Annotated in this window: 17 protein-coding genes and 2 pseudogenes; 13 read left to right on the top strand and 6 right to left on the bottom strand. The window is 33.1% G+C overall.

What is annotated here, in order from left to right:
* The 3 genes and pseudogenes from CN692_RS22105 to CN692_RS22095 all read left to right on the top strand — a co-directional run.
* On the top strand, nucleotides 1-369 hold a 369-nt coding region (locus tag CN692_RS22105; protein ID WP_142317566.1), incomplete at its 5' end, for a spore germination protein.
* Nucleotides 370-437: 68 nt separating this feature from the next.
* Nucleotides 438-644: pseudogene (locus CN692_RS22100) on the top strand (BCCT family transporter); the annotation flags it as partial.
* A 24-nt stretch (nucleotides 645-668) separates the two neighbouring features.
* Nucleotides 669-1,910 (top strand): cation:proton antiporter, encoded by a 1,242-nt coding sequence (locus tag CN692_RS22095; RefSeq protein WP_098121288.1) that lies wholly within the window; start codon nucleotides 669-671, stop codon nucleotides 1,908-1,910.
* Nucleotides 1,911-1,973: 63 nt separating this feature from the next.
* Here CN692_RS22095 and CN692_RS22090 read toward each other — a convergent pair whose 3' ends face one another.
* Complete coding sequence (locus tag CN692_RS22090) at nucleotides 1,974-2,207, bottom strand: hypothetical protein (protein ID WP_098121287.1); 234 nt, start codon at nucleotides 2,205-2,207, stop codon at nucleotides 1,974-1,976.
* Nucleotides 2,208-2,556: 349 nt separating this feature from the next.
* Between CN692_RS22090 and CN692_RS22085 the strand changes: the two genes are divergently transcribed.
* From CN692_RS22085 to putP, 4 genes are all read left to right on the top strand, one after another.
* On the top strand, nucleotides 2,557-3,879 hold the full coding sequence (locus tag CN692_RS22085; protein WP_098121286.1) for an ArsB/NhaD family transporter: 1,323 nt from the start codon (nucleotides 2,557-2,559) through the stop codon (nucleotides 3,877-3,879).
* 196 nt (nucleotides 3,880-4,075) lie between these two features.
* Nucleotides 4,076-4,732, top strand: coding sequence for a potassium channel family protein (locus CN692_RS22080; RefSeq protein ID WP_098121285.1), 657 nt, complete (start codon nucleotides 4,076-4,078; stop codon nucleotides 4,730-4,732).
* A gap of 2 nt (nucleotides 4,733-4,734) precedes the next feature.
* Entirely contained in the window at nucleotides 4,735-6,054 is a 1,320-nt protein-coding gene (locus tag CN692_RS22075) for a TrkH family potassium uptake protein (RefSeq protein WP_098121284.1), read from the top strand.
* Nucleotides 6,055-6,996: 942 nt separating this feature from the next.
* Nucleotides 6,997-8,472 carry a sodium/proline symporter PutP gene (gene putP, locus CN692_RS22070; RefSeq protein WP_098121283.1) on the top strand — a complete coding sequence of 492 codons (1,476 nt, stop codon included), beginning with the start codon at nucleotides 6,997-6,999 and terminating at the stop codon, nucleotides 8,470-8,472.
* A 123-nt stretch (nucleotides 8,473-8,595) separates the two neighbouring features.
* On the opposite strand, the gene CN692_RS27260 is transcribed toward putP, so the two are convergent.
* From CN692_RS27260 to CN692_RS22055, 3 genes are all read right to left on the bottom strand, one after another.
* Nucleotides 8,596-8,781 carry a Ger(x)C family spore germination C-terminal domain-containing protein gene (locus tag CN692_RS27260; RefSeq protein WP_373605050.1) on the bottom strand — a complete coding sequence of 62 codons (186 nt, stop codon included), beginning with the start codon at nucleotides 8,779-8,781 and terminating at the stop codon, nucleotides 8,596-8,598.
* Nucleotides 8,782-8,945: 164 nt separating this feature from the next.
* Entirely contained in the window at nucleotides 8,946-9,275 is a 330-nt protein-coding gene (locus tag CN692_RS22060; RefSeq protein WP_257144095.1) for a LysR substrate-binding domain-containing protein, read from the bottom strand.
* A gap of 26 nt (nucleotides 9,276-9,301) precedes the next feature.
* Complete coding sequence (locus tag CN692_RS22055) at nucleotides 9,302-9,853, bottom strand: LysR family transcriptional regulator (RefSeq protein WP_098121280.1); 552 nt, start codon at nucleotides 9,851-9,853, stop codon at nucleotides 9,302-9,304.
* Nucleotides 9,854-10,144: 291 nt separating this feature from the next.
* Here CN692_RS22055 and CN692_RS25900 point away from each other — a divergent pair, with 291 nt between their 5' ends.
* The 3 genes from CN692_RS25900 (at nucleotide 10,145) to CN692_RS22045 (ending at nucleotide 16,160) form a co-directional block, all read left to right on the top strand.
* Nucleotides 10,145-10,324: an aldehyde dehydrogenase family protein gene (locus tag CN692_RS25900; protein ID WP_142317565.1), complete on the top strand. Its 180-nt coding sequence runs from the start codon at nucleotides 10,145-10,147 to the stop codon at nucleotides 10,322-10,324.
* Between the two features lie 47 nt (nucleotides 10,325-10,371).
* The gene (locus CN692_RS22050; RefSeq protein ID WP_098121279.1) at nucleotides 10,372-10,584 is read left to right on the top strand and encodes a hypothetical protein; all 213 of its coding nucleotides are present in this window, start codon (nucleotides 10,372-10,374) and stop codon (nucleotides 10,582-10,584) included.
* 1,391 nt (nucleotides 10,585-11,975) lie between these two features.
* Nucleotides 11,976-16,160 (top strand): S8 family serine peptidase, encoded by a 4,185-nt coding sequence (locus CN692_RS22045; protein WP_098121278.1) that lies wholly within the window; start codon nucleotides 11,976-11,978, stop codon nucleotides 16,158-16,160.
* 128 nt (nucleotides 16,161-16,288) lie between these two features.
* On the opposite strand, the pseudogene CN692_RS22040 reads toward CN692_RS22045, so the two are convergent.
* Nucleotides 16,289-16,995 (bottom strand): annotated as a pseudogene (locus tag CN692_RS22040) (helix-turn-helix domain-containing protein).
* Nucleotides 16,996-17,240: 245 nt separating this feature from the next.
* On the opposite strand from CN692_RS22040, the gene CN692_RS22035 reads away from it, so the two are divergent.
* Both CN692_RS22035 and CN692_RS22030 read left to right on the top strand, forming a co-directional pair.
* Nucleotides 17,241-18,092, top strand: coding sequence for an aldo/keto reductase (locus CN692_RS22035; RefSeq protein ID WP_098121277.1), 852 nt, complete (start codon nucleotides 17,241-17,243; stop codon nucleotides 18,090-18,092).
* Between the two features lie 515 nt (nucleotides 18,093-18,607).
* Nucleotides 18,608-18,856 (top strand): hypothetical protein, encoded by a 249-nt coding sequence (locus CN692_RS22030; RefSeq protein ID WP_098121276.1) that lies wholly within the window; start codon nucleotides 18,608-18,610, stop codon nucleotides 18,854-18,856.
* A gap of 147 nt (nucleotides 18,857-19,003) precedes the next feature.
* Here CN692_RS22030 and CN692_RS22025 read toward each other — a convergent pair whose 3' ends face one another.
* Nucleotides 19,004-20,248, bottom strand: coding sequence for a helix-turn-helix domain-containing protein (locus CN692_RS22025; RefSeq protein WP_098121275.1), 1,245 nt, complete (start codon nucleotides 20,246-20,248; stop codon nucleotides 19,004-19,006).
* Nucleotides 20,249-20,586: 338 nt separating this feature from the next.
* On the opposite strand from CN692_RS22025, the gene CN692_RS22020 reads away from it, so the two are divergent.
* Nucleotides 20,587-24,807, top strand: coding sequence for a S8 family serine peptidase (locus tag CN692_RS22020; protein WP_098121274.1), 4,221 nt, complete (start codon nucleotides 20,587-20,589; stop codon nucleotides 24,805-24,807).
* The last annotated feature ends 861 nt before the right edge of the window (nucleotides 24,808-25,668 follow it).

Below are 25,668 nucleotides of genomic sequence, written 5' to 3'. Positions count from 1 at the left end.
ACACTTTCAATAGTCGGTGCCTTAATATTAGGACAAGCAGCCGTTCAAGCTGGGTTTATATCAAATTCCATGATTATTATTGTTGCGGTTACTGCAATAGCCAGTTTCGCTATACCATACTACAATATGTCGATTGTAGCGAGGCTTTTTCGATATTTAATATTAATGGCTGGAGCATATATTGGCTTGTTTGGAATATTAATAGTGAGCATGATAATTTTGTTCCATTTATGCAGTCTTCGTTCATTTAGCGAGCCATATTTTGCCCCTTTTGCTCCATTTCGATTTAAAAGTCAACGGGATAATATTTTAGTTCTGCCTCCTGGAGGGATTTCTAATCCTGTTAAAGAACAAAGTAAAGGCGAATAAATCGGTAAAAACAAAATAGAAACACCATAACTAAAAATAAATAGGGGTGTTTCTTTTTTTGAAAAGGAACAATAAGCTCAACAGTTTCTCCTCTTTTTAATACAAATTCCTCATCATGGATAGGGCGAACCATAGATATTTTGGCTGTACTAGCAACCGTTTTTGGCATTGTCCCATCAATAGTCATTGGTGCACAGCAAATTTCTGGAGGATTAAGTTATCTATTTCCATCATTTCAGACTACACTTGTTACTCAACTGTTATTGATGTGTGTCTAATTTCTATAAAGGAGAGATTAAATGGAACACGGTTTGTTAGAAATTTCAAATATAATAATAGGAGAATTCTTAATATTGCTTCTATTTGGAGTAATATCATGGTTGATTGCAAATAAATTTAATAAACCATACACAATATTTCTTGTCATTATTGGTTTAGTCATTGGTTTATTGAATATTGATTTTTTAGATAAAATTGCTGATTTATTTACAAATAGTGAGACCTTTTCGTTGATTGTACTTGGTCTTTTTTTACCCTCTCTTCTAGGTGAGGCGTCGATGAAGTTTGAATATAGAGAAATTAAAAAATACAAAAATGAAATTTTAAGTTTAGCTCTTTTAGGTACACTCTTAACGTTTGTACTTGTTGCAGTGGCATTGATTTTTATTTGTAGGTTACCAGTAGTAGTATCCTTTACAATTGCTTCTCTTATGTGTGCAACTGATCCTATTTCAGTAATGGGTATGTTTAAAACATACAGTGTAAAGAAAAGTATGGCAGCTAGTTTAGAAGGCGAAAGTCTGTTTAATGATGGAATAGCAGTTGTATTTTTTAAAATATCTACCGTATTCCTATTAAGTTATATAAACATGGGTATATCAGGAATTTGGGCGGGTATTTTTTTATTCTTTAAAGTTGTTCTGATTGGAACTGTTATAGGATTAGGTTTAGGATTTTTAGCTTCATACATGATTAGTTTCGTAGACAATTATCCTCTTGAAACAATGGTATCTTTTTTACTTTTATATGGAAGTTATCTTATTTCTGAGCATTTTCATGGGAGTGGAGTAATCGCTGTTGTTGTTGGAGGCATTGTATTTGGGAACTATGGAAAGAAAATTGGAATGAGCTCGGTGACAGAGGATTACATAGCAAGTTTTTGGGACATCGTTTCGTTTGTAGGAAATACAATTTTATTCCTACTCATTGGTCTAGTAGTTTATCGTTTAGACGTTCTAGAAAATTGGAAGGTTTCGTTAGTAACGATCATTATTGTATTAATTGCTAGAACAATTGCTGTATATATTAGTCTGTTAAAAATTAAAACTTTTACAAAACATGAAAAGTTCCTTATTAATTGGGGAGGATTAAAAGGAGCTTTGTCAATTGCACTGGCACTAACTTTACCTGCCGATTTTCCGTATAGAGAAAATATCTTGTTAATTGTATATGCGAATGTAGTGTTTTCATTGTTAGTTCAAGGTTTGAGTATCCCTAAAGTCATTATGTATTTAAAAGATAAAGAACAAGCTGGACAGTAATAATCAATTGGATATATTCAAAAAAACAAGCAAATTTGCTTGTTTCTTTAAAAATTTTGTAGTTTATTCTAACCCATTTATATTTGGTCGCCATTCTTTTTCTACTAATTTGCCATTTTTCCAAGTTTGTATCCAACTATCGTTATAATTTATGCCATATGATATATCAATTTGATTATCAAGATCTACGTTATGGCAGGCAAAATAGTAATTAATTGCTTCATCTTTTTCCGTACCGACATAGATAATATCTTCTTTTTTAAATCCTTTTCCAAAAACTAAATAAATTGTTTCCATGTAGCACCTCTACCTAATTATTAGATTTACTTTTGATATGACGTAAAGTATTAATTTGAAAATATTCACAAAGAATTATAATTTTAATTATGATTACATCTATTTTACTATTAGATGATATACTAGAAGAAATACATATGTTTTTAAAGGAGGAGTCTGTCAAACAAGGGAGTATTATGCCTTGGGGACAGGCTTTTTTTGTTTTGGTTTAAGCACATTGCGATTTGTTAATTCGATTCGGAGGTAAAAAGATTTCTTCAAATTATTATATTTGAATCTGAAATTGTTTATTCAGTTGCAAGTAGGTTAAATTAAGATAAACATAATATAAGTTTCGGGGGAGAAAGATATGGAACATTTAGAACATGGATATAATTGGAGATATTATGCAACTATTGTAGTCTTTTTACTTGCATATGCTTTTATTATAACTGAAAAATTGAATAGAGCGTTAATTGCATTATTAGGGGCAGGCATAATAGTGGGTATTGGAGCAGTTGATTTGCATTCAGCATTAACAACTCATATTGAGTGGGAAACTATTACGCTTTTAATTGGAATGATGATCATAGTATATATTACAAGTAAATCTGGGCTATTTGAATATATAGCGATAAAGACAGCTAAAATCTCAAAAGGACAACCAATCCTAATACTAATTTCATTGTCATTATTAACAGCAATTTGTTCAGCATTTCTTGACAACGTAACAACGATCTTATTAATCGTTCCAATTACATTATCTATAACTAAAATTTTAAAAGTCGATCCAAGACCATTTTTAATCCTTGAAGTTATTTATTCAAATATGGGTGGAACAGCGACATTGATTGGTGATCCTCCTAATATTATGATTGGTTCAGCTAATAAACATTTATCATTTAATTCTTTTTTAATTAATTTAGCACCTATTATTGGAATCATTGTTCTGGCAACAACAATCATTATTTATTTTATTTATCGAAAAAAGTTAGTAACAACCTCAGACCAAATTCAAACATTGATGTCAATCAATGAAACAGAGTATATAAAAGATAAATCTCTATTAATAAAATCTCTCATCGTACTTGGTATAACTTTATTAGGATTTATCCTTCACTCTATTTTACATTTAGATGCAGCGCTTGTAGCAATGGTGGGCGCAACAATTTTAATGATCATTGGCGTAAAAGAACATGATTTAGAAGATGTATTTGCGAATATAGAATGGGTGACTATTTTTTTCTTTGCAGGTTTATTTGTACTTGTAGGTGGTTTAGTGGATATTGGATTAATCGGATCATTAGCTAAAAAAGTTTTAGAATTAACAAATGGCAATATTCATATAGCGGCACCTTTAATATTATGGGTGTCAGGAATTGCCTCGGCTACAATCGATAATATACCTTTTGTTGCAACCATGATACCTTTAATTCAAGATTTATCCGTAGGGATGGGGCTTTCACCAGATGCTCCGCAAATTGAAGTGCTATGGTGGTCACTTGCATTAGGGGCTTGTCTTGGCGGAAATGGAACATTAATAGGTGCTTCTGCAAATGTTGTAGCAGCAGGAATTGCATCAAGAGAAGGACACAAGTTTGGATATTGGGATTTCTTGAAGATAGGTCTTCCAATCACATTATTTTCACTTCTTTTATCCAACTTATATCTATATGTTAAATTTCTAATGTAAATCAATTAATTTACAAATATTTTATGTAATTGCTCAAATGCTACGAATAAACTCAAATTTAAATATAAAGTCTACTATATTAAAAGAAAATATAATTAGGAAGTATTTTAATTAAGATTTTTAAGAGAAGGGTTTATAAGATGACCATTCTTATTAATAAGAATGGTCATCTTTAAATGAAAGGAGCAAGGTAACGGTGAAAAAACAATTTGCAGTATTTGGTTTAGGTCGATTTGGAGGAAGTTTAGTTAAAGCATTTTCAGAATTAGGTGTGGATGTATTAGCCGTTGATTTAGATTTAGAGAAAGTTAATGAATATACAGAATATGCGACTCATGTTGTACAAGCTAATGGAATTGACGAATTAACTTTAAAAACATTAGGTATACGAAATTTTGATCATGTTTTTGTTTCGTTTGGAAACAACATAGAAGGAAGTATACTAACATCGCTCTTATTAAAAGAGTTAGGTATACCGCAAGTATGGGCAAAAGCACAAAATGATTATCACCAAAGAGTTTTGGAAAAAATTGGTGTAGATCGTGTGATACATCCCGAGAGAGATATGGCGAAACGAATTGCTCGTCACATTGTCACTGACAAGATGGTTGACTATTTTGAGCTATCCAAAAACCATAGCATTGTAGAGATTCGTGCAACGGAAAAAATACATAACAAAACACTGGTGGAATTAGATGTTCGGGCTAAGTACGGTTGTAATATAGTTGGATTCCAACGAAACGACGAAATGATTGTTTCTTCATTAAGGGATTATAAAATTCATAAAGAAGATATTTTAATAGTCATTGGACACAATGATGATATCAAAAGGTTTGAGGAAGAAGGCGTATAAGAATGAAAAGGAAGGCAAATATTTCGCCTTACCAATTACTAATATTGGTATTTGGTTGCTTTGTTACTTTAGGAACAATTTTACTCAAGTTACCTTTTGCAACTACTAAGTCTATCAGTTGGATTGATGCTCTATTTACAGCTACCTCGGCTAGCACAGTTACTGGATTAGGAGTAGTGGATACCGAAAAAACGTTTACTCTTTTTGGAGAATTAGTCATAACCTTTCTCATTCAATTTGGCGGATTAGGTATCATGTCTTTTGCAATTTTGGTCTTTATAATGTTGGGGAAAAAAATTGGAATTAAAGAACGGATTCTTGTACAACAGGCACTAAATCAAAACTCGATCGGTGGAGTGATAAAATTAGTTAAGAACTTATTTATCATATCATTTCTAGTTGAGTTTATTGCGATGATATTTCTTTCAATTAGATGGGTACCAGAATATGGTTTTGGAAGAGGCGTCTATTTAAGCTTTTTCCATGCCATTTCTGCGTATAATAACGCGGGATTTTCATTGTTTTCGGATAACTTAATAAGGTATGTAGGAGATCCACTTATAAATATCGTCGTTTCTTTATTATTTATTATTGGAGGAATTGGATTTACAGTGTTAGCTGATATATGGCAAAAGAAGAGCTTTAAAAAGTTAAGTTTGCATTCTAAAATTATGCTAGTTGGGACATTACTTCTAAATTTTATTGCCATGTTCTTTATTTTTACGTTAGAGTACAATAATCCAAATACACTTGGAGGGTTACATTCTCTGTCGGATAAGCTATGGGCTTCCTATTTTCAAGCAACAAGCCCAAGAACAGCGGGTTTTAATTCAGTAGATATTAGTCAACTTGACCATTCTACGATTTTCTTAATGATTATTCTAATGTTTGTTGGAGCAGGAAGTGGTTCAACTGGAGGGGGCATCAAGTTAACAACCTTCATGGTCATCATTCTAGGTGTTATTTCATTTTTAAAAGGAAGACGAGAAATCGAAATTGCTAATCGTTCAATCAGTGAGAATTTTATCTTTCGGTCATTGGCCATTTCTACAATTGCACTTATCTTTATCAGTATAGCTGTATTTATTCTTAGCATAACGGAAAAGGCAGATTTTATTAAAATTTTGTTTGAGGTAATTTCTGCTTTTGGTACGGTTGGTTTATCGATGGGATTTACAGCTAGTTTATCAGTCATTGGTAAATTAATAATTGTTTTTATTATGTTTTTAGGCAAAATTGGTCCTCTAACACTTGCGTTGTCATTAGCCAAACCTGTGAATTCAAGAATTAAATATCCCAATGAAGATATTTTAACTGGTTAAAAGAGAAATTGTATTAATAAGTAAATAATATGAGATGCCTGTCACAAGTGAGCAAATCTGTTCAATTGTAACAGGCACTTTTAATTTTTAGGTATGGATTAAATATATAGATCCTTATTTTTGTAACTTAGTAACATTACATAGCAGCTTAGTCAATCCGATGTTTGCTGTGCTTAAGGACTATCATATACTAAACGTAAATATTTAACGTAAAAAGGTGGTGAATAAATTGAAAATCATCATTGAAGAATCACCTGATTGCAGTGAAACAGAAATAACTATTACATGTAAAGAATTGACACAAGAGTGTTATAAAAATAGTTTCTTCTATGCGTGCACTGGAACAGAAAATACTTGGAACCTTAAAGGGATAAATATGTCCTAAGTAAAGAACTCTCAAAAAAAGCTTATAAAACAAGCCAATGAAATCACAAATCTCTACTAAAAGCTAATTGTGATGCTTTAGGAATTGGTGGAAAAATAGCAAGTACACGTCCAAAAATTTGAAGAAAAATTGATTGGATAAAAGAATATAGAAATATTCAATATCAAATATATATTAAAGTGAAAATAGATAAAACTGGAACTGTGTATTAAGAACACTGTTTTAGCTAAAAAAGACAAACTTATAAAAGTTTGTCTTTTTTTATTTTGGTTTTCATTTAGATCCTTATGAAGTTGTTTTCTTTATTTTTCACTTAGGATGCAAATGTATATCGGTACTTTTAAAACACAATTAAATGATTTGGATTTTATAAAAATGATTTGAATTTTTTAAATAGTTTTACTTTTATATAATAATTGTAATTTTCAGGTTATTATAATAAGATAATTTTATGTAGAAGTAAAGAGTCTTTTCTACACAATATGGATATATTCTCTTGAATAGAATGTTATCAATTAATAGTTTTTTTCTACTTCATTGTAAAACGGAGGAATGTCATGGATACGCAAGTACTTATATCAATTTCTATTTACTTTATTTTTATGTTAGCTATTGGTATATACGCTTATAAAAAATCTACTAATAGCCTATCTGAGTATATGCTAGGAGACCGTGGTCTTGGACCAGCAGTTACTGCGCTTTCAGCTGGTGCAGCTGATATGAGTGGCTGGATGTTGATGGGATTACCTGGAGCAATGTATGCGACTGGAATTTCTTCTGTATGGATTGCCATTGGACTTACGGTTGGGGCATATTTTAACTATTTACTTTTAGCGCCTAGACTAAGAGTTTTTACAGAGGTTGCAGACAATTCGATTACAATCCCAAATTACTTTGAAAAAAGATTCCAAGATACAAGTAGAATATTAAGAATCGCTTCAGCAATTGTTATTATTATTTTCTTTACATTGTATTGCTCAGCTGGACTTGTATCTGGAGGTACATTATTTGAATCCGCATTCGGAATCGATTATAAAATTGGGCTGTTTGTAACGGCAGGAGTTGTAATTGCTTATACATTATTCGGTGGCTTCTTGGCTGTTAGTTTAACAGATTTTGTTCAAGGTTTAATTATGTTTATTGCTCTTATAATGGTTCCTTTGGTAGCTTTTACGAATTTAGGTGGTGTAAAACCTGTATTTGATGAGATACAACATATTGATCCAAAATTATTAAATATCTTCACGGGAACTTCCTTCGTTGGTATTGTTTCATTACTTGCTTGGGGATTAGGTTATTTTGGACAACCACATATTATTGTACGCTTTATGGCAATATCGACTGTAAAAGAATTAAAACCAGCTCGACGAATCGGAATGAGTTGGATGCTTTTTACAATCGTAGGTGCGACACTTACAGGACTTGTAGGTATTGCTTATATATCTATTAACAATTTAACGTTAAAGGATCCTGAAACAATCTTTATCTTTTTCTCAAATACTTTATTTCATCCTTTAATTACGGGTTTCTTGTTATCTGCTATTTTAGCAGCTATTATGAGTACAATTTCTTCACAGCTTTTAGTAACATCAAGTGCATTAACTGAGGATTTATATCGTATTTTTGGTAAACAAAATGCTACGGAGAAAGAGCTTGTACGTGTTGGGCGTTTAGCTGTTTTAATCGTTGCACTTGTATCGCTCTTATTGTCATTAAAACCAAATGATACGATTCTAAACCTTGTAGGTAATGCTTGGGCAGGCTTCGGAGCTGCATTTGGACCAGCAATTTTATTAAGTTTATTCTGGAAACGAATGACTCGCTGGGGAGCACTTGCGGGTATGATTGTAGGAGCTTTAACGGTTATTATTTGGATTAGTGTAGATGCTATTAAACAAACGATTAATCTATACGAAATGGTACCAGGATTCTTTTTTAGCTTATTAGCTGTTATCATAGTTAGTTTGCTAACTTCAAATCAAAGTCAAAAAATAGAAAAACAATTTGAAGAAATGGAAAAAAGACTAGCATAGAATTTGTTAGTAGAGTGGTAATTTCATAAGAAATTTAAAACAGAGAAACCAAATTGTGGTTTTTCTGTTTTTTTTTGGAACTGATAAAGAGGGATAGTAAAGAATCTCGTAGGTTTAAATGTTTCAAAAGACATTAATTCTTTTGTTTGATGGAGCTGTTTCCACTCTTTTTACATTTTTTTCTTTGAAAGCAGATCTTAATTTTGGATTCCAATATTTAGCTATTCTTCCTTCTGATTCAATGTATACATCAAACGATATTTTATTACCTTTAACATTGGGCTTTATTTTATTCTTTATACCTTTCACTTGAAATCAAATAAGATCAAGCTAAGATACAAAAAAAGAAATAGGAACAAGCCCTATAGAATATAGGGATAAGGCTGTTTAGATAGTATACCTTTTATTTAAGTGTCTACTTAACAAGGGTAAGACAAATAGGAATCAGGGGTTTTAATTTTATTGTACTAATTTTAAATTTTATTATATTTTAATTTTGTTTTAATAAACTGGATCAAATGTTTTTCTATTTTTGATGGAGCTCTATTCTTAGTCTGAATGATACCAAGAGTCACATTAACTGGTTCATAGTTAATAATTTCAAGCTCAACAATTTTGCCTTCTAAAACATATGGGTTACTTTTAGAAGCGAAATCAGGTGCAAAGCTAATAGCTAGTCCATTTGAGATTAATCGTGATAGTTCTTCAGTTTGATTTGATGAAAATAATATGTTCATTTGTCCATAGGAACGCTGAAAGTTATGAATAAACCATTTTATATAATCACTATTATATAAGACAATATCTTGCTGCAGGATTTCTTCTGGAGTTATTGTTTTTTTATTGCGAACGGTGAATCACTACTTATATAAACCTTCATTCTTCCTTCAAGGATTGGTTCGAAATTTAATGTCTCCATATTTTTTAATATATCCTTGTATATGCAGATAAGGCCAATTTCAGCTTTATTCTGTTGAACCGATTCAACTGTCAGTTCACTTATATTTTCTAAAATTTCTATTGATAAATTTGAATATAAGCTTTTATATTCCATTAATGGTTTCAATAAATAAGTAAAAAAAGCAGGAATCATAGACACTCTCAGATTTCCAGAATGTATATCTAAAATTTTTCTAGTTTCTTCAATCATTTCTTCATATTTTAATAAAACTTCATTTGCCTTTTTTACAATTTTCGTACCTTTGTATGTTTGAACGAGCCCATTACAAGAGCGATCGAAAATTTTTACACCTAATTCATTCTCTATTTTTTTAATATCCTGACTAATACCAGACTGGCTTATATGAAGATTCTTGCTAGCTTTTGATAAAGACCCTGTATTAGCAACTTCAGAAAGAATCTTTAGTTTTTGAATGTGCATAGGATGACCACCTTTTTATATAGATTATTAGATTAGAAGTTAGTTTAAATAATAAAAAAATATGTCCTCTTTTTTTAGATATTAGTAATTTGAACAAGGTATTACAAACCTTAATTTTAATAAGTATTGCTGAAGTTATCCGATAAATTTGGATAATTCAAAATTTTTAAATTAAAAAAATCCTTATTACCAAAACTTACTTTCATTTTATCTTATATTCTAGAAATTGCACATATTTTGTAAGCGTTTTCTCTGGTGGGTAGTTTGTAAAGAGCCAGGCCATTTTAATTAATTGCAAAGAGTGGTGAAACGTTTAGTGTGAAAAACCCAGCAACCGGGGAAGTTATCACCAAATTAGGAAAAGCAGGAAAAAAAGATACTGAAGCTGCAATTGCTTCAGCTCGTAAAGCTTTTGATTCAGGAGTGCAATTGATACTGGATTACAAAATAGCTCTGACTCAATTTATTTAATTTGGATGACTCCAATATATATGATATGAAGCCCTTAAGAGTATCACTTGAGAATAGTTTTGGGAATAAGCGTTGGTGAATGCTCAAAACGAATAGTTGTGCCTTCTATGAATCTTGAAACAGGAGAAGTTCATGTATATAAAACGGCACATAATAAAAGATTTAGAAATGACTATAAAGAAAAGATTGTTGATATATCACCTGCTACTTCGGCAGCTAGATTCGATAATATTCACCAGTGTTACATTTTCGGTAATTAAGACTATATAAGTTTACCAATCCTTTATTCTTTCGGTAATTAGGTTTGGTAAGCGATATGTTAAACCAAAGAACTTCCATTAAAGTATAAAAATTAAGCGTAACGAAAAAGCAGCAGTGGCCATACCAGCCATACTTCCTGTTATAAAAATCAAATTTAGTAGAAATGAAATCCCTACGATTATTAAACAAAGAGGATGCACTAATTTTTACAATTACACCTTAACTATTCAATGACTAATATTAGTAGTTTTTTAGTTCAGATATAGACTTAAAAAACTTACGTTCCATTGCCCCTCAGTTGCCATTTGCCGGTTCTAGACTAAATTCTAGCTTAAAAAGAAGACTTTGGTGTTATTGATCTTAATCAAAAAACTGAATAAAACATGAGGAAACGAGAAGCGTTCAATCTTAAGTACACAGAAGCAAGATGTTGAAGATATCATCATATTCAACATATATATTAACAACTACATTATTGTTAATATTAACATATGTTATGTTTTATATAATATCGTTGTTGTTTTTATTGTTTATATCAATGTTCTTATCATCTTTAACTTTATCATTTGAAAAGTTTTGTGAACAGGAGAATGAACGATTGAAAAGGATTAAGGTAGGCTCTGTTAAAAAGATAATGATGGCAATTTTAGCTTGGAGAGATTCCAAGCTATTTTTTAATTTAGTGAATAGACCTTGCTTAGTTTAGCAATTTATTGTTTTTACAACTAATATTGCATGTACTTACTAAAAAAGTAAAAGTGCTATTCCACATATTTTTGTCACACAAAAAAATACTACTTTGTACATGTCTGAATTTTCTTGATTTTAATAATCTATTAATAGAAGCTAGTTTGATAGAATGGTAATGAAAATCAGAAAAGCTGGCACATAGGTTTAAAGCTACAACTCAACTGCGAAAGTTGAGTTAATCATTTTTTCTTCGCCATTTTGTATGACTGGTTGATAGGGCAAATGTAGTATTCTGAAAATTACATCTATTATATTTTTGCAAATTTCTTCACTATTTTATAAGAACTTCTATTTTTCCCCCAAATTCGAGCTTATTTTTCATTACAAAATACAACAAATTTCATCAAAAGAAGATTAAAAAAACAACGAAAAGACTATTTTTTCTACAATAAATTTTATTAAATGACAATTTATTTCAAAAAAAATATAAACAATTAGGCCTTTTGTATTAACGACTAAGTCTTAAATTTCCCCAATTTACTCAACCTCCATTATTTTCAATAATGGTATTAACATGGGTAGTATGTAATGGAGCCGTACAAAATTTAATGAGAACTAAAAGCTGTTCATCACAATTAAATCAAAGTAATGTTATTCATTCACATTTACAAATGTAATAAAGAGACAAGGGAGTTAAAAAATGGGGAAAAAATCGTACAATAACAAGATTGTCAAAAGTCTAACAGTAGTTGCTCTTTCTTCTAGTTTTATTTTAGGATCACTTAGCCACTTAAATCTTACAAAAGCCGCAGGTTATTCAAAGGTTGAGGATATACTTGCGAAGTTAACTCCACAACAAAGAGCCGCACTGAAAGATCTTTCAACTAATGAAGAAACAGGTCTTCAAATTTCATCTAATATTGACCAAACTTCAACTAAACAAACATCAGTAATCGTACAGTTTGATAATCAACCTACAAAAGTTGCTCAAATCCAAGCGAGCCTTCAAGGGCAATCTTTAACTGAAACCGAAGCAACGAAATTGATTAATCAAGATCATGAAAAGTTTAATCAAGATGTTGGACAAGTATTAGTTGACGAGAATAATAAGAAGGTAGAATACAAGGTTAATCGTTCATATAAAAATGCGTTTAACGGTGTTTCGATGAGCCTTCCAGCTAATCAAATAAAAAATCTATTAAAATCAAAAGCAGTTAAAACAGTGTGGAGTAATGAAACATTTTCAATTGAGCCACCTACTGCAGAAGAAAATAATACAATAAAAGCTGATGAGGCAAAGGTTGGAAACTATACGCCATATGATGGCTTAGATCGTTTACATGCTGAAGGTTTCACTGGTAAAGGAATTAAAGTAGGGATTTTAGATACAGGGATTGATTATCACCATCCAGATTTAAAGGACGCATTTAAAGGTGGATATGATTTCGTTGACAATGATAATGATCCAATGGAAACAACGTATGCTGATTGGAAGAAGTCAGGAAAACCAGAAATAAGCAACTCCGCACCTTACTACACAGAGCATGGTACACATGTTGCTGGTATTATTGGTGGTCGTGGTAAAGCGGATAATGAGTATAAAATGGTAGGCGCGGCACCTGAGGCCGATATTTATTCTTATCGTGTACTTGGACCATATGGTAGCGGAACAACTGATGCCATTATTGCTGGATTGGATCGAGCAGTGAGTGACGGTATGGACGTTATTAATATGTCTTTAGGTAACTCGTTAAATGATCCATTATATGCGACTTCAGTTGCTGTTAATAATGCTGTTTTAAGTGGTGTTACGACTGTTGTTGCAGCTGGTAATAGTGGAGATAAAAATTATACTTTAGGTTCACCTGCAGCGTCTGCATTAGCATTAACAGTTGGAGCATCAACAATTTCACTTGATGTATACCAATACGCAGGCGTACAAAATGGTGTTAATTACACAGTAAGACAATTAGCAAGAAATTATTCTGATGATCTTACACAGTTAAAAAGTAAGACATATCAACTTGTTGATGTTGGTCTAGCTGGAACAGCATCAGACTTTAACGGGAAAGATTTAAATGGCAAAATTGCTTTCATCAAACGTGGAACATATGCATTAATTGACAAAATCAAAAATGCAAAAACAAGAGGTGCTGTCGGAGTACTTATGTATAACGATGAAGCAAACCAAGCGGAGGGTGCAATTCAGTCTTTCTTAGGTGAATCAGTTGATGCAGTACCTGCATTTTCAGTTTCAAATAGTGAAGGTAAAGCAATCTTAGCAGCGATTCAAGCAGGAAATTCAAGCTTCTCATTCGGAGATTATACAAAAGTACAAACAGCAAGTGATGATTTAGCAGGATTCAGTTCAAGAGGTCCTTCTCGAGTGAACTATGATATTAAACCAGAAGTAACTGCACCAGGTGTTGCAATTATGTCAACCGTACCGTTTTATGTGAACAATAAAACGGTAGATGGAACTCACCCTGAAGATTACAAATATGCATATGAGCGCTTATCTGGTACGTCAATGGCTACACCTTATGTAGCTGGTGTATCAGCATTACTACTACAGTCGAACAAAGACTTGCAACCAGCAGATATCAAATCAATTTTAATGAATACAGCAGATCCTTTATCTAAAGCTTACAGTGTATTTGAAATAGGAAGCGGACGAGTTGATGCGTATGAAGCAATTCATTCTAATGTTGAACTACAGGTAAATGATCAAACTCCGACAGTCAATGAAAAAGGTAAACTAAAAGCGATAAAAGAATTAACTGGTGGCATGAGCTTCGGTTCATACGGATTCGATGACCAAGATATTGCTGATGACCGTACGGTTACTTTGAAAAATCGAAGTGAAAAAGCAAAAACATTTAATGTGAATGTTAAATTCCAAACAGGATTAAGGGGTTCATTAGATGCTGCGAAAAATAATGTCACTCTATCTGGACCAACCTCAGTTAAAGTAAATGGAATTAGCTCTAAAAACATTAAGTTTAATTTAACTATTCCAAAGACAGCAGAAAAAGGAACATATGAAGGATATATCGTCTTAACAAATGCGGCAGATCCAACAGAAACTTACCAAATTCCATTTGGTGGTCGAGTAGTAAATGAAGGTTTTGATTCACTTGCGATCGCTAATCCAATGTATTCTGGAGATACAACTTGGCCAGAACAAACATATCCAGGCATGTCATTTAGTTTTTCAGAAAAATCACATTTGAGATATATTGACGTTGTCGTTCAAGATGCAACAACTGGTGAAGATGTAGGATACCTTGGAACGTTCGATGGTTTTGGAGTAGATGAAAACACAGTTTACAATATTGCATATGCATTCCAAGGTGCTTATTTCCCATTCACGGGTGATCAGAAAAATCCTATTTCTAATTCAATTGTTATGGCAAAAACAGGTCACTATAAATTAAGACTAATAGGAACAAATGATCAAGGGAAAACATTCTCTAAATCAGCAGATTTTATGTATGAAAAGGGTGCACCGATTATGACTTCAAGCTTTGATAAGTTAGATCAAAAGGTTATTGAATATAAAGATAGTCAATTTGATTCAAACGGTGAATATTTATATGACTTTAATATTAATTTAAATGATCCTGAGACAAACGAAGCTAATAAATTTGAAATTCCGGTAGATCAATCAAGTAATCAAATTGTTTCCCAGTACGATAGTCCATACTTTGCAGAACCTGTAAATACGGATAAAAATGGAAATTATCATGATCAAATTTTAGTTAAAAAGAGAACAACTCCATTAAAAGTTCAGTTTTATGGAATGGATGCTGCTAGAAACTTTACTTCAGATGCTACGGCAATGCAAAGAATCGTTTTTGTTTCTGATAGTTATCCATATTATTACTTAAAAGCAAATAAACAAACTGCTGCAACTGGTGATACAATCAATTACTCACTTCGTTCGAATAATATTAAAAACTTAAAAACAGCAAAGATTACAATTCCAGTATTAATGGTAGATAACAAAGAGTTAGCTACAATTAAAAATGTTGTTGTAAGTGATGCAGTTAAGCAATATGGTGATGCACAAGTAAGTGTTACTAACACTAACGATGGATATACTTCAGCATATACAATTACATTTAATTATTTAGGAAATAAAACTTTACCTGAAGATCTGCAACTAGTTAATTTCGATCTAGTTTCAGCTAACCGTTATTGGAAAAACTTTCCTGTAAACTGGTATAATATGGAATTCACTGGAGCGACAATTGACCAATCAGATGTTGTTACAAATAGCGTTTATACTTATATGGAAGCTATGGATTTAAAACAAACTTACTCAAGATTAGAGGGTAATATGAAAGTAGAAGGCACGATTGATCCTGCTTCTAACCAAACGAATTGGGCTTTAAACCAACAAAATATTGGCGCAAAAATTACTGTTACTTCTTATGATGGAAATGTTACCAATGGATTCTTTACAAACAAAAATGGTAGTTACGCTGTAGATGGACTAAAACCTGATGCTAAACCTTATACAATAAAAGTTGATGTACCAGGCCATTTTACAATGACTAAATCATTATTGTTGTCAGAGGAAGTTCGAGGAGAGCAACTTGGAAAGAGACTAGGTTTTAACTTAGCTCAAGCGGCAGCTGGAGATACGAATAAAGATAATGTCATTGATATTTTAGATGCACTAAATATCCAAACGTTTTGGGGCACGAATAAAACAAGTGCTGATTTGAACTTCGATGGAGTTGTAAATAAAAAAGATATGGACTATGTAATTAAAAACTACGGATTACAAAATAGTACTGTTCCAAATCCGCCTAAAGCTAAGACTGCTTATAAAGGTGTAACGTTAGATGATGTTTTAACTCAATTAGGTTTAAAATAAAATATGAGTAAGAGAAGCCATTCATTTGGCTTCTTGCAATTGCGTTAGTTGATTTCCCTGAACCGCTTTTGGATAAAATAGAATGAAAAAAGAAGTGCATTATTCCATCATCGGAGTAATGCATTTTTTTATAAATATGATGTCTTCAAGCGGTTAATATTTTCTTTCGGTGGTAAGCCAAAGAAACGAGAATATTCACGACTAAATTGAGATGCGCTCTCGTAGCCAACACGAAACGCTGCTTCAATGGCATCTGTTGACTCAGCTAATAGAATGCGGCGAGCTTCCTGTAGCCTTAGTTGTTTTTGGAATTGAATAGGGCTCATTGCTGTTACTTCCTTAAAGTGTCTATGAAGTGAAGAAACGCTCATATTTGCAATTTCCGCAAGCGCTTCAATACGAAAAGGCTGGTTATAGTTAGTGAGGATATGATCGACAACGTCGCTGATTTGATTAGTTGAACTTCCTTCTATTGCCATTTGCCCGAGAATTACTCCGTGCTGTCCTTGTAAAATTTTATAAATGATTTGAGTGCTAAATATGGATTTTCAAAAGATGCTTCTGTGACTATTCCGGTAATAGGCAAGTTAACAGAAGCAATTAGGTATTCGGCTGGACTATATACATAATGCTCCTGTGCCAATACTACTTCCTTCTTACCTTGAACGATCATACACAAGGAATGTTTATAAACTCCATAATTTGATCCAGTAACATTAGAATAACGAGACAAAAATAAAGAAGGAATAGCAGCCGGATGAGACCCATTCTGGCCTGTGTACCTCTCTATGAATTGAACGAGATCATCTCGGAATATTTCTATTAGATCAGACATAAATACCTCCTAAATTGCTAATCTTTTCTAGTTCATTTTAATATACATTGCTTTGAAATATAAGTGATTTGAGAGAATTAGGCAATCATTTGATAAGAATTGGATAACGGTAGCTTATTCATTTATTGCATAATAAGAATAAGAAAACGATATAACCGTTGCACAAATTCTAAACAAATTTTTAACATATTACATCATAGATGAATCGCATCACAGTAAAATGGAGTAAAACAGGAGGAACTTATATGAAAAAAGTTATATTAAACAATGGTGTTGAGATGCCTATATTAGGCTTTGGTGTTTTTCAAATGCAAGATGAAAATGAATGTGAACAAGCAGTTTATGACGCTATTATAGCAGGTTACCGCTTGATTGATACAGCAGCTTCTTATCTAAATGAAAAAGCAGTCGGTAGAGCAATAAAGCGTAGTGGTGTACCAAGTGAAGAACTGTTTATTACGACAAAACTTTGGGTTCAGGATACTGGTTATGAGAGCACAAAGAAGGCATTCACTAAATCACTGGAAAGGCTACAATTGGATTATTTGGACTTATATTTAATTCATCAGCCGTTTGGTGATGTACACGGTTCTTGGCGTGCTATGGAGGAATTGTATAGTGAAGGAAAAATCAAGGCGATTGGAGTAAGTAACTTCCATCCAGATCGCCTGATCGATTTAATCATTCATAATGAAGTTGTACCTGCGGTAAACCAAGTTGAAACACATGTTTTCAACCAACAAATAGATAGTGCTAAGTTCATGGTAGAAAATAATGTGCAGATCGAGTCATGGGGACCATTTGCTGAAGGTAAAAATAACATGTTTCAAAATGAAGTTTTAGCTTCGATTGCTGGAAAGCACAACAAATCCGTTGCCCAAATTATCTTACGTTGGTTGACACAAAGAGGGGTTGTTGCGATACCAAAGTCAGTGCGTAAGGAAAGAATCATCGAAAATTTCAACATCTTTGACTTTGAATTAAACCAAGAAGATATGGGTGAAATTGCGGCGTTAGATACTAAGGAAAGCTTGTTCTTTTCTCACAGGGATCCGGAAATGGTGAAATGGATCGGTAATCGTAAACTTGATATTTAATGGTAACTGTTACTGATAAAGTAAGAAATATAAATAGTCAGACAGTTAAGATAGTAAAATAATGAATGCGATGTGATAAGAAACGAGTTTTCTTATTGCATCGTATTTTTTATGGGGGAGAAGACAAGGGTGCTGCAAATAAATAACCAAAATCTGCATCGAGCCTCCTCATTTAAATTAAAAAACAATCAATACGAACAAAAAATCAAAAGCCTTCTTCCATAAATCAAATTAAATCTTCTTAGAATATGGCCTACGATATTCCACACATTTACATCTGAAATTTCAATAAATAGAACATTTTATATTTCTAAATGTTCATAATTTAAATAATCTACAGGAATTCCAGAGAATAGCTTCCATATCCGATCTATTTCTATTAGAGTCACTTTGCTTTTGTCACCAACCCAAGGACATTTAACAGGCATAATGACAGGTAAATTAAACAAAAGGGCGTAGAATGGCTTGGAAAATTCTATAGCAATATAAACTTCCCATTAACATATGCAGGTGACGTGAACAAGGATCGAGTCATTGATATTCGAGATGTACATTCGGTTGCTAATACGTACGGCACAAACACGCCAGTAAAAGAAGACATCAATCAAGACCGTTCTGTAAACGAAACGGATATCCGCTTTGTAGAAAAGAATTTCTTGCGCATTGGTCATGATGCACAGAACAATAAACAGCCGAAAGAAACCCTCAATAAAAAAAGGTTGACTGATTTCTTACATGAATTGGGTCTTGAGCCTAAAAATTAAGAGTTTTTAATCCTTTAATTGAAGCCCTGATTTCCTTTTGTTTAGCAGGAAAACAGGGCTATTTTAGTTAGTTTATGGACAAATCAGATAATGCTTGTGAGATTTCAAATGTTTTCAAAGTCCTTTAGTTGATCGAAAGGCAGTATATTATACATATTGATTTTTATTACGATATTTATCTACTAATTTTTTTGCATACATGTTTGCTTTTTGTACATTTTGTTTTTCCATGTAATAGTCAAATAATTTAATTTGATAATGCTCGATGACTGGAAAGATCCCCATCTCATGTAAAAATGGTAAAACGTCCGTTTCTAAGAAGTGAAAATATTCGTCTGTTAAGTTTCGAAGTCTAAACTGGTGAAGTTTAAAAATATGGATGAACATTCGTGCGTTATTTTTTTCCGCTAAACGTAATCCCTCTTCGACTAGTGAAAGTAACTCCTTATTTGATAATAAATTTCCTTTAGTCATTGAATTAATATACCCTTCAAGAGACCCTAGATAGTAGTTAGATTCTTTATCTCGAAATTGCATAGATTTCTTATAAAGCTCACTTGCATCCATAAATTGATTAGCCCGTAATTTATGGTAAGCAAAATTATGATAAAGAATATGTAACTGGTGATTTAGACCGTATTCTAATGACATTTCAATTAGACGATGGTATTCTTCTTTACTTGTATTACTGTTATCAGTTTCTTCAAGCTGAATGAGCATAAGTATTTCGGCTTCCATAACCCGAGAAAAACAATGATGTTCATTAAAAAATTGTGATGCTTTATTCGCATAATAGTATGCTAAAACTCTAGAATTTGTCGAATGGTAGGCTAATGCAAGATCATAATAAAACTCTTTATTATTATATTCGTTTGAATTAATTTCTTTTAGCAATGAAATGGCTTCGATGTAATTATTTTTAAATTTGAGTTGATAGATTGCTTGATTATGAAGATGAAGGTTTTCTTCAAATCGGCTTAAATGTTTGCTGTTTTCTAATTTTTTTAGCTTTTTTTTCGCTAATTTCTCATTATTTTTAAATAAATAGTATTTTGTAAGGATAAGAGTATAAAGTTGAAAGAAATTAGATATTTGGATAAGTGGATAGGCTTCTAATTGTTCTTTTAAAAGATCTGCTTTTACGGTTATTTTCATAGTAATGGACTGAAACCAGTCCTTTAGTAGCTTGTCTAAACTCATATATGTTTGGATCTCATCTTCCATAATGATATTAAGTCGTTCAGCTAATAAGGTAATAGTATTGTCAGAAACCTCTGTAAGACCTCTTTCAATTTTACTCACATGAGTAGTAGAACAAATACCTTCTCCTAATTCAGTTTGTGTCATATTTCTATGCTGTCTATAAAATTGTATAATTTTTCCTTCAATCAACGTTTCTCCCTCGCTTAAGTTAGTTTTCGTAATATATTTAATAATAACCCCAAATTTGAAGAAAGTATTCAGGTTTTTTTTTGGATGATTTTAGACTATTTGTGTGATTTTAAGGGAAAAAAGTAGGGTTTTTGTCGATTGTTTGTCAAAATGAAGAATTTACTGTCAATTGGTTTGTGAAATTTAGTAGGTCTATTGAACTATCAAAAAACCCCGATAGTGTGTAATTTAATGATAGAATATAATTTAAATAGGAATTTGATATTTTGAATTTTGGAAAATTTCAATTTTTGTGTTTAATGTAAATTGCTTGTACACATAAATAAGGGGGATTAAACATGGGGAGAGCGAAATTAAATCGTGTTGTTGCAAGTACAGTAATAGCTGGAGTACTGGCATCAGGCACGTTACCATTTAATGTATTGGCACAAGGGAATCAAGATCAAACAGTTGATCAAGCCAAACAAGTTTTAATGAAATTAACGGATGCACAACGAAAGGCGCTTCAAGAAATTGATGCAAAACCAGCCTTTGTTATTGCACCTTCTATTGATACAAAAAGTCCTAATTTAGTTAACGTAATTGTTGAATTTAATCAAGCCCCAGCAAAAGTCGAAGTCATGAAACAAGCCGCAAAAGGATTACGCATGACATCTAAAACGGCTGCTGCAAAGGTAGAAGACGCTCATAGTGAGTTTAAACAAAGTTTTCAAGCTTTAAAGAATCAAAGAAGTGCCAGCCCGCAGTTAAAAGAGTCGAAGATTACGAGAGAATACCGTTCAGCATTTACGGGCGTGGCAATGACAATTCCAGGATCAGAAATTGAAAATTTAGTCGCATCTGGTGAAGTTAAACGTGTATGGAAAGACGACGTGGTCAAGCTTGGGTTGCCAACTGAAACGAAAGCAGCTTCAGAATCCAAAATGATGGACAGCATTCCTCAAATTAGAGTGGACAAGCTTCATTCAGAGAAAATAACTGGAAAAGGCATAAAAGTCGGTGTAATTGATACAGGTATTGATTACAATCACCCGGATTTAAAATATGCTTACCAAGGATTTCGCTCTTCATTTGGTGATCCAAAAGCAGTAGAACCGGACATGGTAAAAGGTTGGGATTTTGTTGATAATGACGCTGATCCGATGGAAACAACGTATAAAGATTGGAAGGCATCTAACCAACCGGAAATCGATCCAACTTCAGGATCTGCTTACTATACAGAGCACGGCACACATGTATCTGGTACAATCGCAGGTGAGCAGAAAAATAGTGTTGATTATGCGGTAGAGGGAGTAGCTCCGGATGTAGACCTATACGGCTATCGCGTCCTTGGTGCATATGGTTCTGGTGCGACATCAGCTGTTATTGCCGGTATTGATAAAGCAGTTGCAGACGGTATGGATGTCATCAACCTATCATTAGGTGGTGGCGGAAATGATCCACTAGATCCAACAGCTATAGCGATTAACAATGCGATGCTTTCTGGTGTAGTATCAGTTGTAGCAGCAGGAAATAATGGACCAGACGAAAAAACTCTGCATTCTCCAGGTACAGCCGCGCTTGCTATTACGGTTGGCGCAAGTGACTTTGCGATGAACATCCCAACGCTTACGAAAATCAGTGCAGGTAGTCAAACAATTGAGAATGTAAAGTTGTTAGGAAAAAATTTCACAGACAATTTAGAAACACTAAAAGGCCAATCCATGCAGGTGATGTTTGCCGGGTTAGGAAAGACGACTGACTTTACTGGAAAAGATCTGACTGGAAAAATCGCGCTAATTCAGCGCGGTGAGATTACATTTGATGAGAAAGTGAAAAATGCAGCGAAGGCTGGAGCAAAAGCAGTCATTGTTTATAACAATATAGATGGAGAAATCACTTCTTATTTAGGGGAAGAGATGGGACTTATTCCAGCTTTCCGCTTAACAAAAGCTGACGGTGAGAAATTAAAAGCACTAGGAGATAACACATCTCTTACATTTGGAGAGTTGACAAACGTTCAAACAGAAGGGGATAGCTTAGCTAGCTTTAGTTCACGAGGACCTGTTGGTGGCACGTATGATATTAAACCGGATGTAGTCGCACCGGGTGTAGCGATCTTCTCGACGATTCCAGAGTATATTAATAGCCCAGAAGAAGGAGTGGATTACACTACAGCTTATGCGCGTTTACAAGGAACGTCTATGGCGACTCCTCACGTAGCAGGTGTGGCGGCATTAATTTTACAAGCCCACCCGGGATATACGCCATTTGATGTCAAGTCAGCTTTGATGAACACAGCAGTAGATTTAAAAGGTGATAACTCTGTGTTCGAACAAGGTGCGGGCCGTATTGATGCGTACAATGCGGTACACACTGATATCTCAATTAAAGTAATGGATACAACAGAAAATTTAGAAAATAATGCAATCGTAGAAATACCGAACGAAACAGGTTCTATTTCATTTGGTACTCATTATAAACCGGTTAGTGGACCGATTGAAGACTCACGTAAAATGGTCATTAAGAACAGTGGCGAAGAAGATAAAACATTCAACGTAGAAGTAGAGTACCACGGTGAGCGTACAGGTATCAAAGATGCAGTAGCAAATGGCATAAAGTTAGATGTGCCAAGTACTGTGGCAGTTGCAAGTGGCAAATCAGTCAATATCGAGCCAACAATTACGGTCCCTCAAGGTGCCGCAGAAGGTCGTTATGAAGGGTACATCCATGTCACGAATGCAAGTAACCCAGATGAAACATATCAAGTTCCATTTGCAATCAGAATCACAGATCGAGGAATTGAGTCGTTCCAACCTGATAGACCAGCAATGGCAAATAATACACCGAATTGGCAGTATATGAATCCAATTATTAATGCGACATTCAAATTAAAAAGTCCGATAGATACATTAGATGTCATCTTAAAGGACAATAAAACAGGAAAAGTAGTTGGGCTTGTAGCATCCATCAATGTGAAAACTGCAATACCTGATAATTCATACCGAGTTGGAAATTTATTTACAGGATATGTCCGTCCGTTTACAGGAGATCCGAATCAACCAATTTCAAATGAGTGGCTACAGGTACCAGAAGGGGATTTCACATTTGAAACAATTGGTACAGATGCAGAAGGAAAAACCTATACTAATGAATCATCTATCCTTGTAGACAACACAAAACCAGAAGTGAAGTTTGACAAAAAACCTGGTGTATATGAAATCAATGATTCAATGTACACCGAAGAAAATGGTAAGAAAGCGTTCTGGAATCATGGTAATGTAACAGATAGTTCAATAAACGTTTTAAAGTCTAAAGGATTGAATATTGATCAATCGGCAAACACAATGTATAGTTCCTTAACCTATAACGGACTTCCATATTATGGGGTTATTGACTGGCCGCCTGTAGCAGCAAACGGCGATGTAGAATATGGAATCGAATCAACTGATATCGCTAATGGACCATTTTATGTATATTTTGCTGCTTCAGACATTGCGTTGAATGTAAATTATAAAAAGTATATTTACCTAAAAGAAGGAACAGAGTACCTAACTTCGAGCTATGATAAACAGGAAGTGAAATTAGGAGATACTGTCACAATGACACTTAGTCTAAACAATGTGAAAAATCTTGTGTCAGGAAAATATGATGTGAAATATGATTCAGGGTTATACACCTTTAAAAACGTTAAATTAAACAATGCAATCAAGAAATATGCGAAACAAAATAGATTAGATGCTTTAGTAAGCGATCCAGCTTTTAAAGGAAGTGGAGTTTCTTCCCTAGTTACAGTCGGTGCCACACTAAGTGGATCTGAATTTAAAGGTTTGAACGAAGATATGCCGTTCTTAGACATTACATTCAAAGTAACGGGAGATGAATCGTATTACGGAGAATCTGATTTTAAAGTGACGACTTCTACTTATATGAAGGCAGGCCAATCAAATGCGGTAACTCTTCCATTTTACAGCACAGCTAATTTTGGTTTTGTATCGAAGCATTCAAAAATAACTGGAAGTATTTTACCTGAAGCATTCGCAAAAACAATTACTAGCGGATTAATCTTAACATCACGTGATTACACGAAAATTGGTGCAAAGATCTATGCAGTATCTCCAAGTGGTAAGAAATATAATGGGACAATCGATAGCCGCGGACAATTTACAATTTTAGGTGTACCGGCTTCTGCACAGAACTTTACTGTTGTAGTAGACATTCCAGGACATTTAAAAACGTATAAGCAAGTTATGACTGGTGTTATACGACAAGGTTCTTATTATGGACAAAGTATTGGATTGGCACAAATGAACCTTGGCCTTGCTGGTGATGTAAACGGTGATGATGTAGTCGACATTAAAGATGTTCAAAGTGTGGTTGATATGTATGGTACAGCTGATTCAGTTATCTTGGCACAAGATATTAACCAAGATGGTGTTGTAAATGAGACCGATGTTCGATTCATTGAGAAGAATTTTATGGAAAAATCACCAGAAGCAAAAAAAGAACCGCAAGCAACAGTGGGTAAAAAAGGATTAGATTACTACTTGAACTTGATCGGTCTGGAACCAAAGCATTAAATAAAATAGTAATGAGAAATGGGTAAGTAGTTCAGTTGATACGGAGAGACAATAGAATGGCAATATAATTTTTAAGACCAAATCGCTAAAAGATTTGGTCTTTTAGCTTATTTAGAAAGAACAAAATTTTGAATAGCTATACAAGCTTGAATAGATTTAATAAAGATATTAGAAATTTCCGTAATAGGTGCGGTTTTAAGATAGACCAGAGTTCGTCACTAATATAAACGACTTGATGTTAGTTTCTTATGGAACACACTCATTAAAGAAGCAAACAAAAGGAAGTGAAGCTATTGTCAGAATTTGACTGCTTCACTTCTTTTTGTTATTGCTAAAAATAAACTCTTCAAAATGGGTAGAAACAACATAGGAAAATTAAGTTTTCAGCTGAACTATTAAATTTCCTCGTTATTTTTTGAATTCAGGATAATTCTCAATTTGGAACCCACATAGTAATCTAGTATGATCGGAATTTTAAAATATAGTAATTAGTGGAAAAATATATCTGATATACTAAAAAAACTGAGTTTTGGTAATATCTGTTATTTTTTGTCGATAAATTTAAAAAAAATGATAATATTTTGCGAAATAAAGATACTGTCAACCCTCCATATAATCAAAATAGGATGGGAAAACAATCACAAAGGGGAAAAAGTTTTTATAGATATTTTTAACATGATCTGCTGTAGAAAGATAAAAAAATAAATCATTGGTGGTGATCGCCCTACAAAGCTATTAAATATAGTGAATTATCTTGTAAAAAGTAAAGCTAGTAGTTGAATTATAAGGAAATCTGAGAAAAGAGTAATAGTCTTACAGTATAATATTATCTTTTGAACAGCTAGAAAAAATGTCGAGTTT

Origin of the sequence: Bacillus sp. AFS002410 (assembly GCF_002556365.1) — a bacterium.
Taxonomy (GTDB): domain Bacteria; phylum Bacillota; class Bacilli; order Bacillales; family Bacillaceae_G; genus Gottfriedia.
Note: the sequence above shows the minus strand (reverse complement) of the source record. Positions and strands in the feature narration are given on the sequence as shown.

Excerpts from the sequence above, each read along its gene's own strand:
- CN692_RS22085 (WP_098121286.1), top strand. The coding sequence starts at position 2,557 with ATGGAACATTTAGAACATGGATATAATTGGAGATATTATGCAACTATT.
- CN692_RS22090 (WP_098121287.1), bottom strand. The coding sequence starts at position 2,207 with ATGGAAACAATTTATTTAGTTTTTGGAAAAGGATTTAAAAAAGAAGAT.
- CN692_RS22075 (WP_098121284.1), top strand. The coding sequence starts at position 4,735 with ATGAAAAGGAAGGCAAATATTTCGCCTTACCAATTACTAATATTGGTA.
- CN692_RS22035 (WP_098121277.1), top strand. The coding sequence starts at position 17,241 with ATGAAAAAAGTTATATTAAACAATGGTGTTGAGATGCCTATATTAGGC.
- CN692_RS22055 (WP_098121280.1), bottom strand. The coding sequence starts at position 9,853 with ATGCACATTCAAAAACTAAAGATTCTTTCTGAAGTTGCTAATACAGGG.
- CN692_RS22045 (WP_098121278.1), top strand. The coding sequence starts at position 11,976 with ATGGGGAAAAAATCGTACAATAACAAGATTGTCAAAAGTCTAACAGTA.
- putP (WP_098121283.1), top strand. The coding sequence starts at position 6,997 with ATGGATACGCAAGTACTTATATCAATTTCTATTTACTTTATTTTTATG.
- CN692_RS22020 (WP_098121274.1), top strand. The coding sequence starts at position 20,587 with ATGGGGAGAGCGAAATTAAATCGTGTTGTTGCAAGTACAGTAATAGCT.
- CN692_RS22095 (WP_098121288.1), top strand. The coding sequence starts at position 669 with ATGGAACACGGTTTGTTAGAAATTTCAAATATAATAATAGGAGAATTC.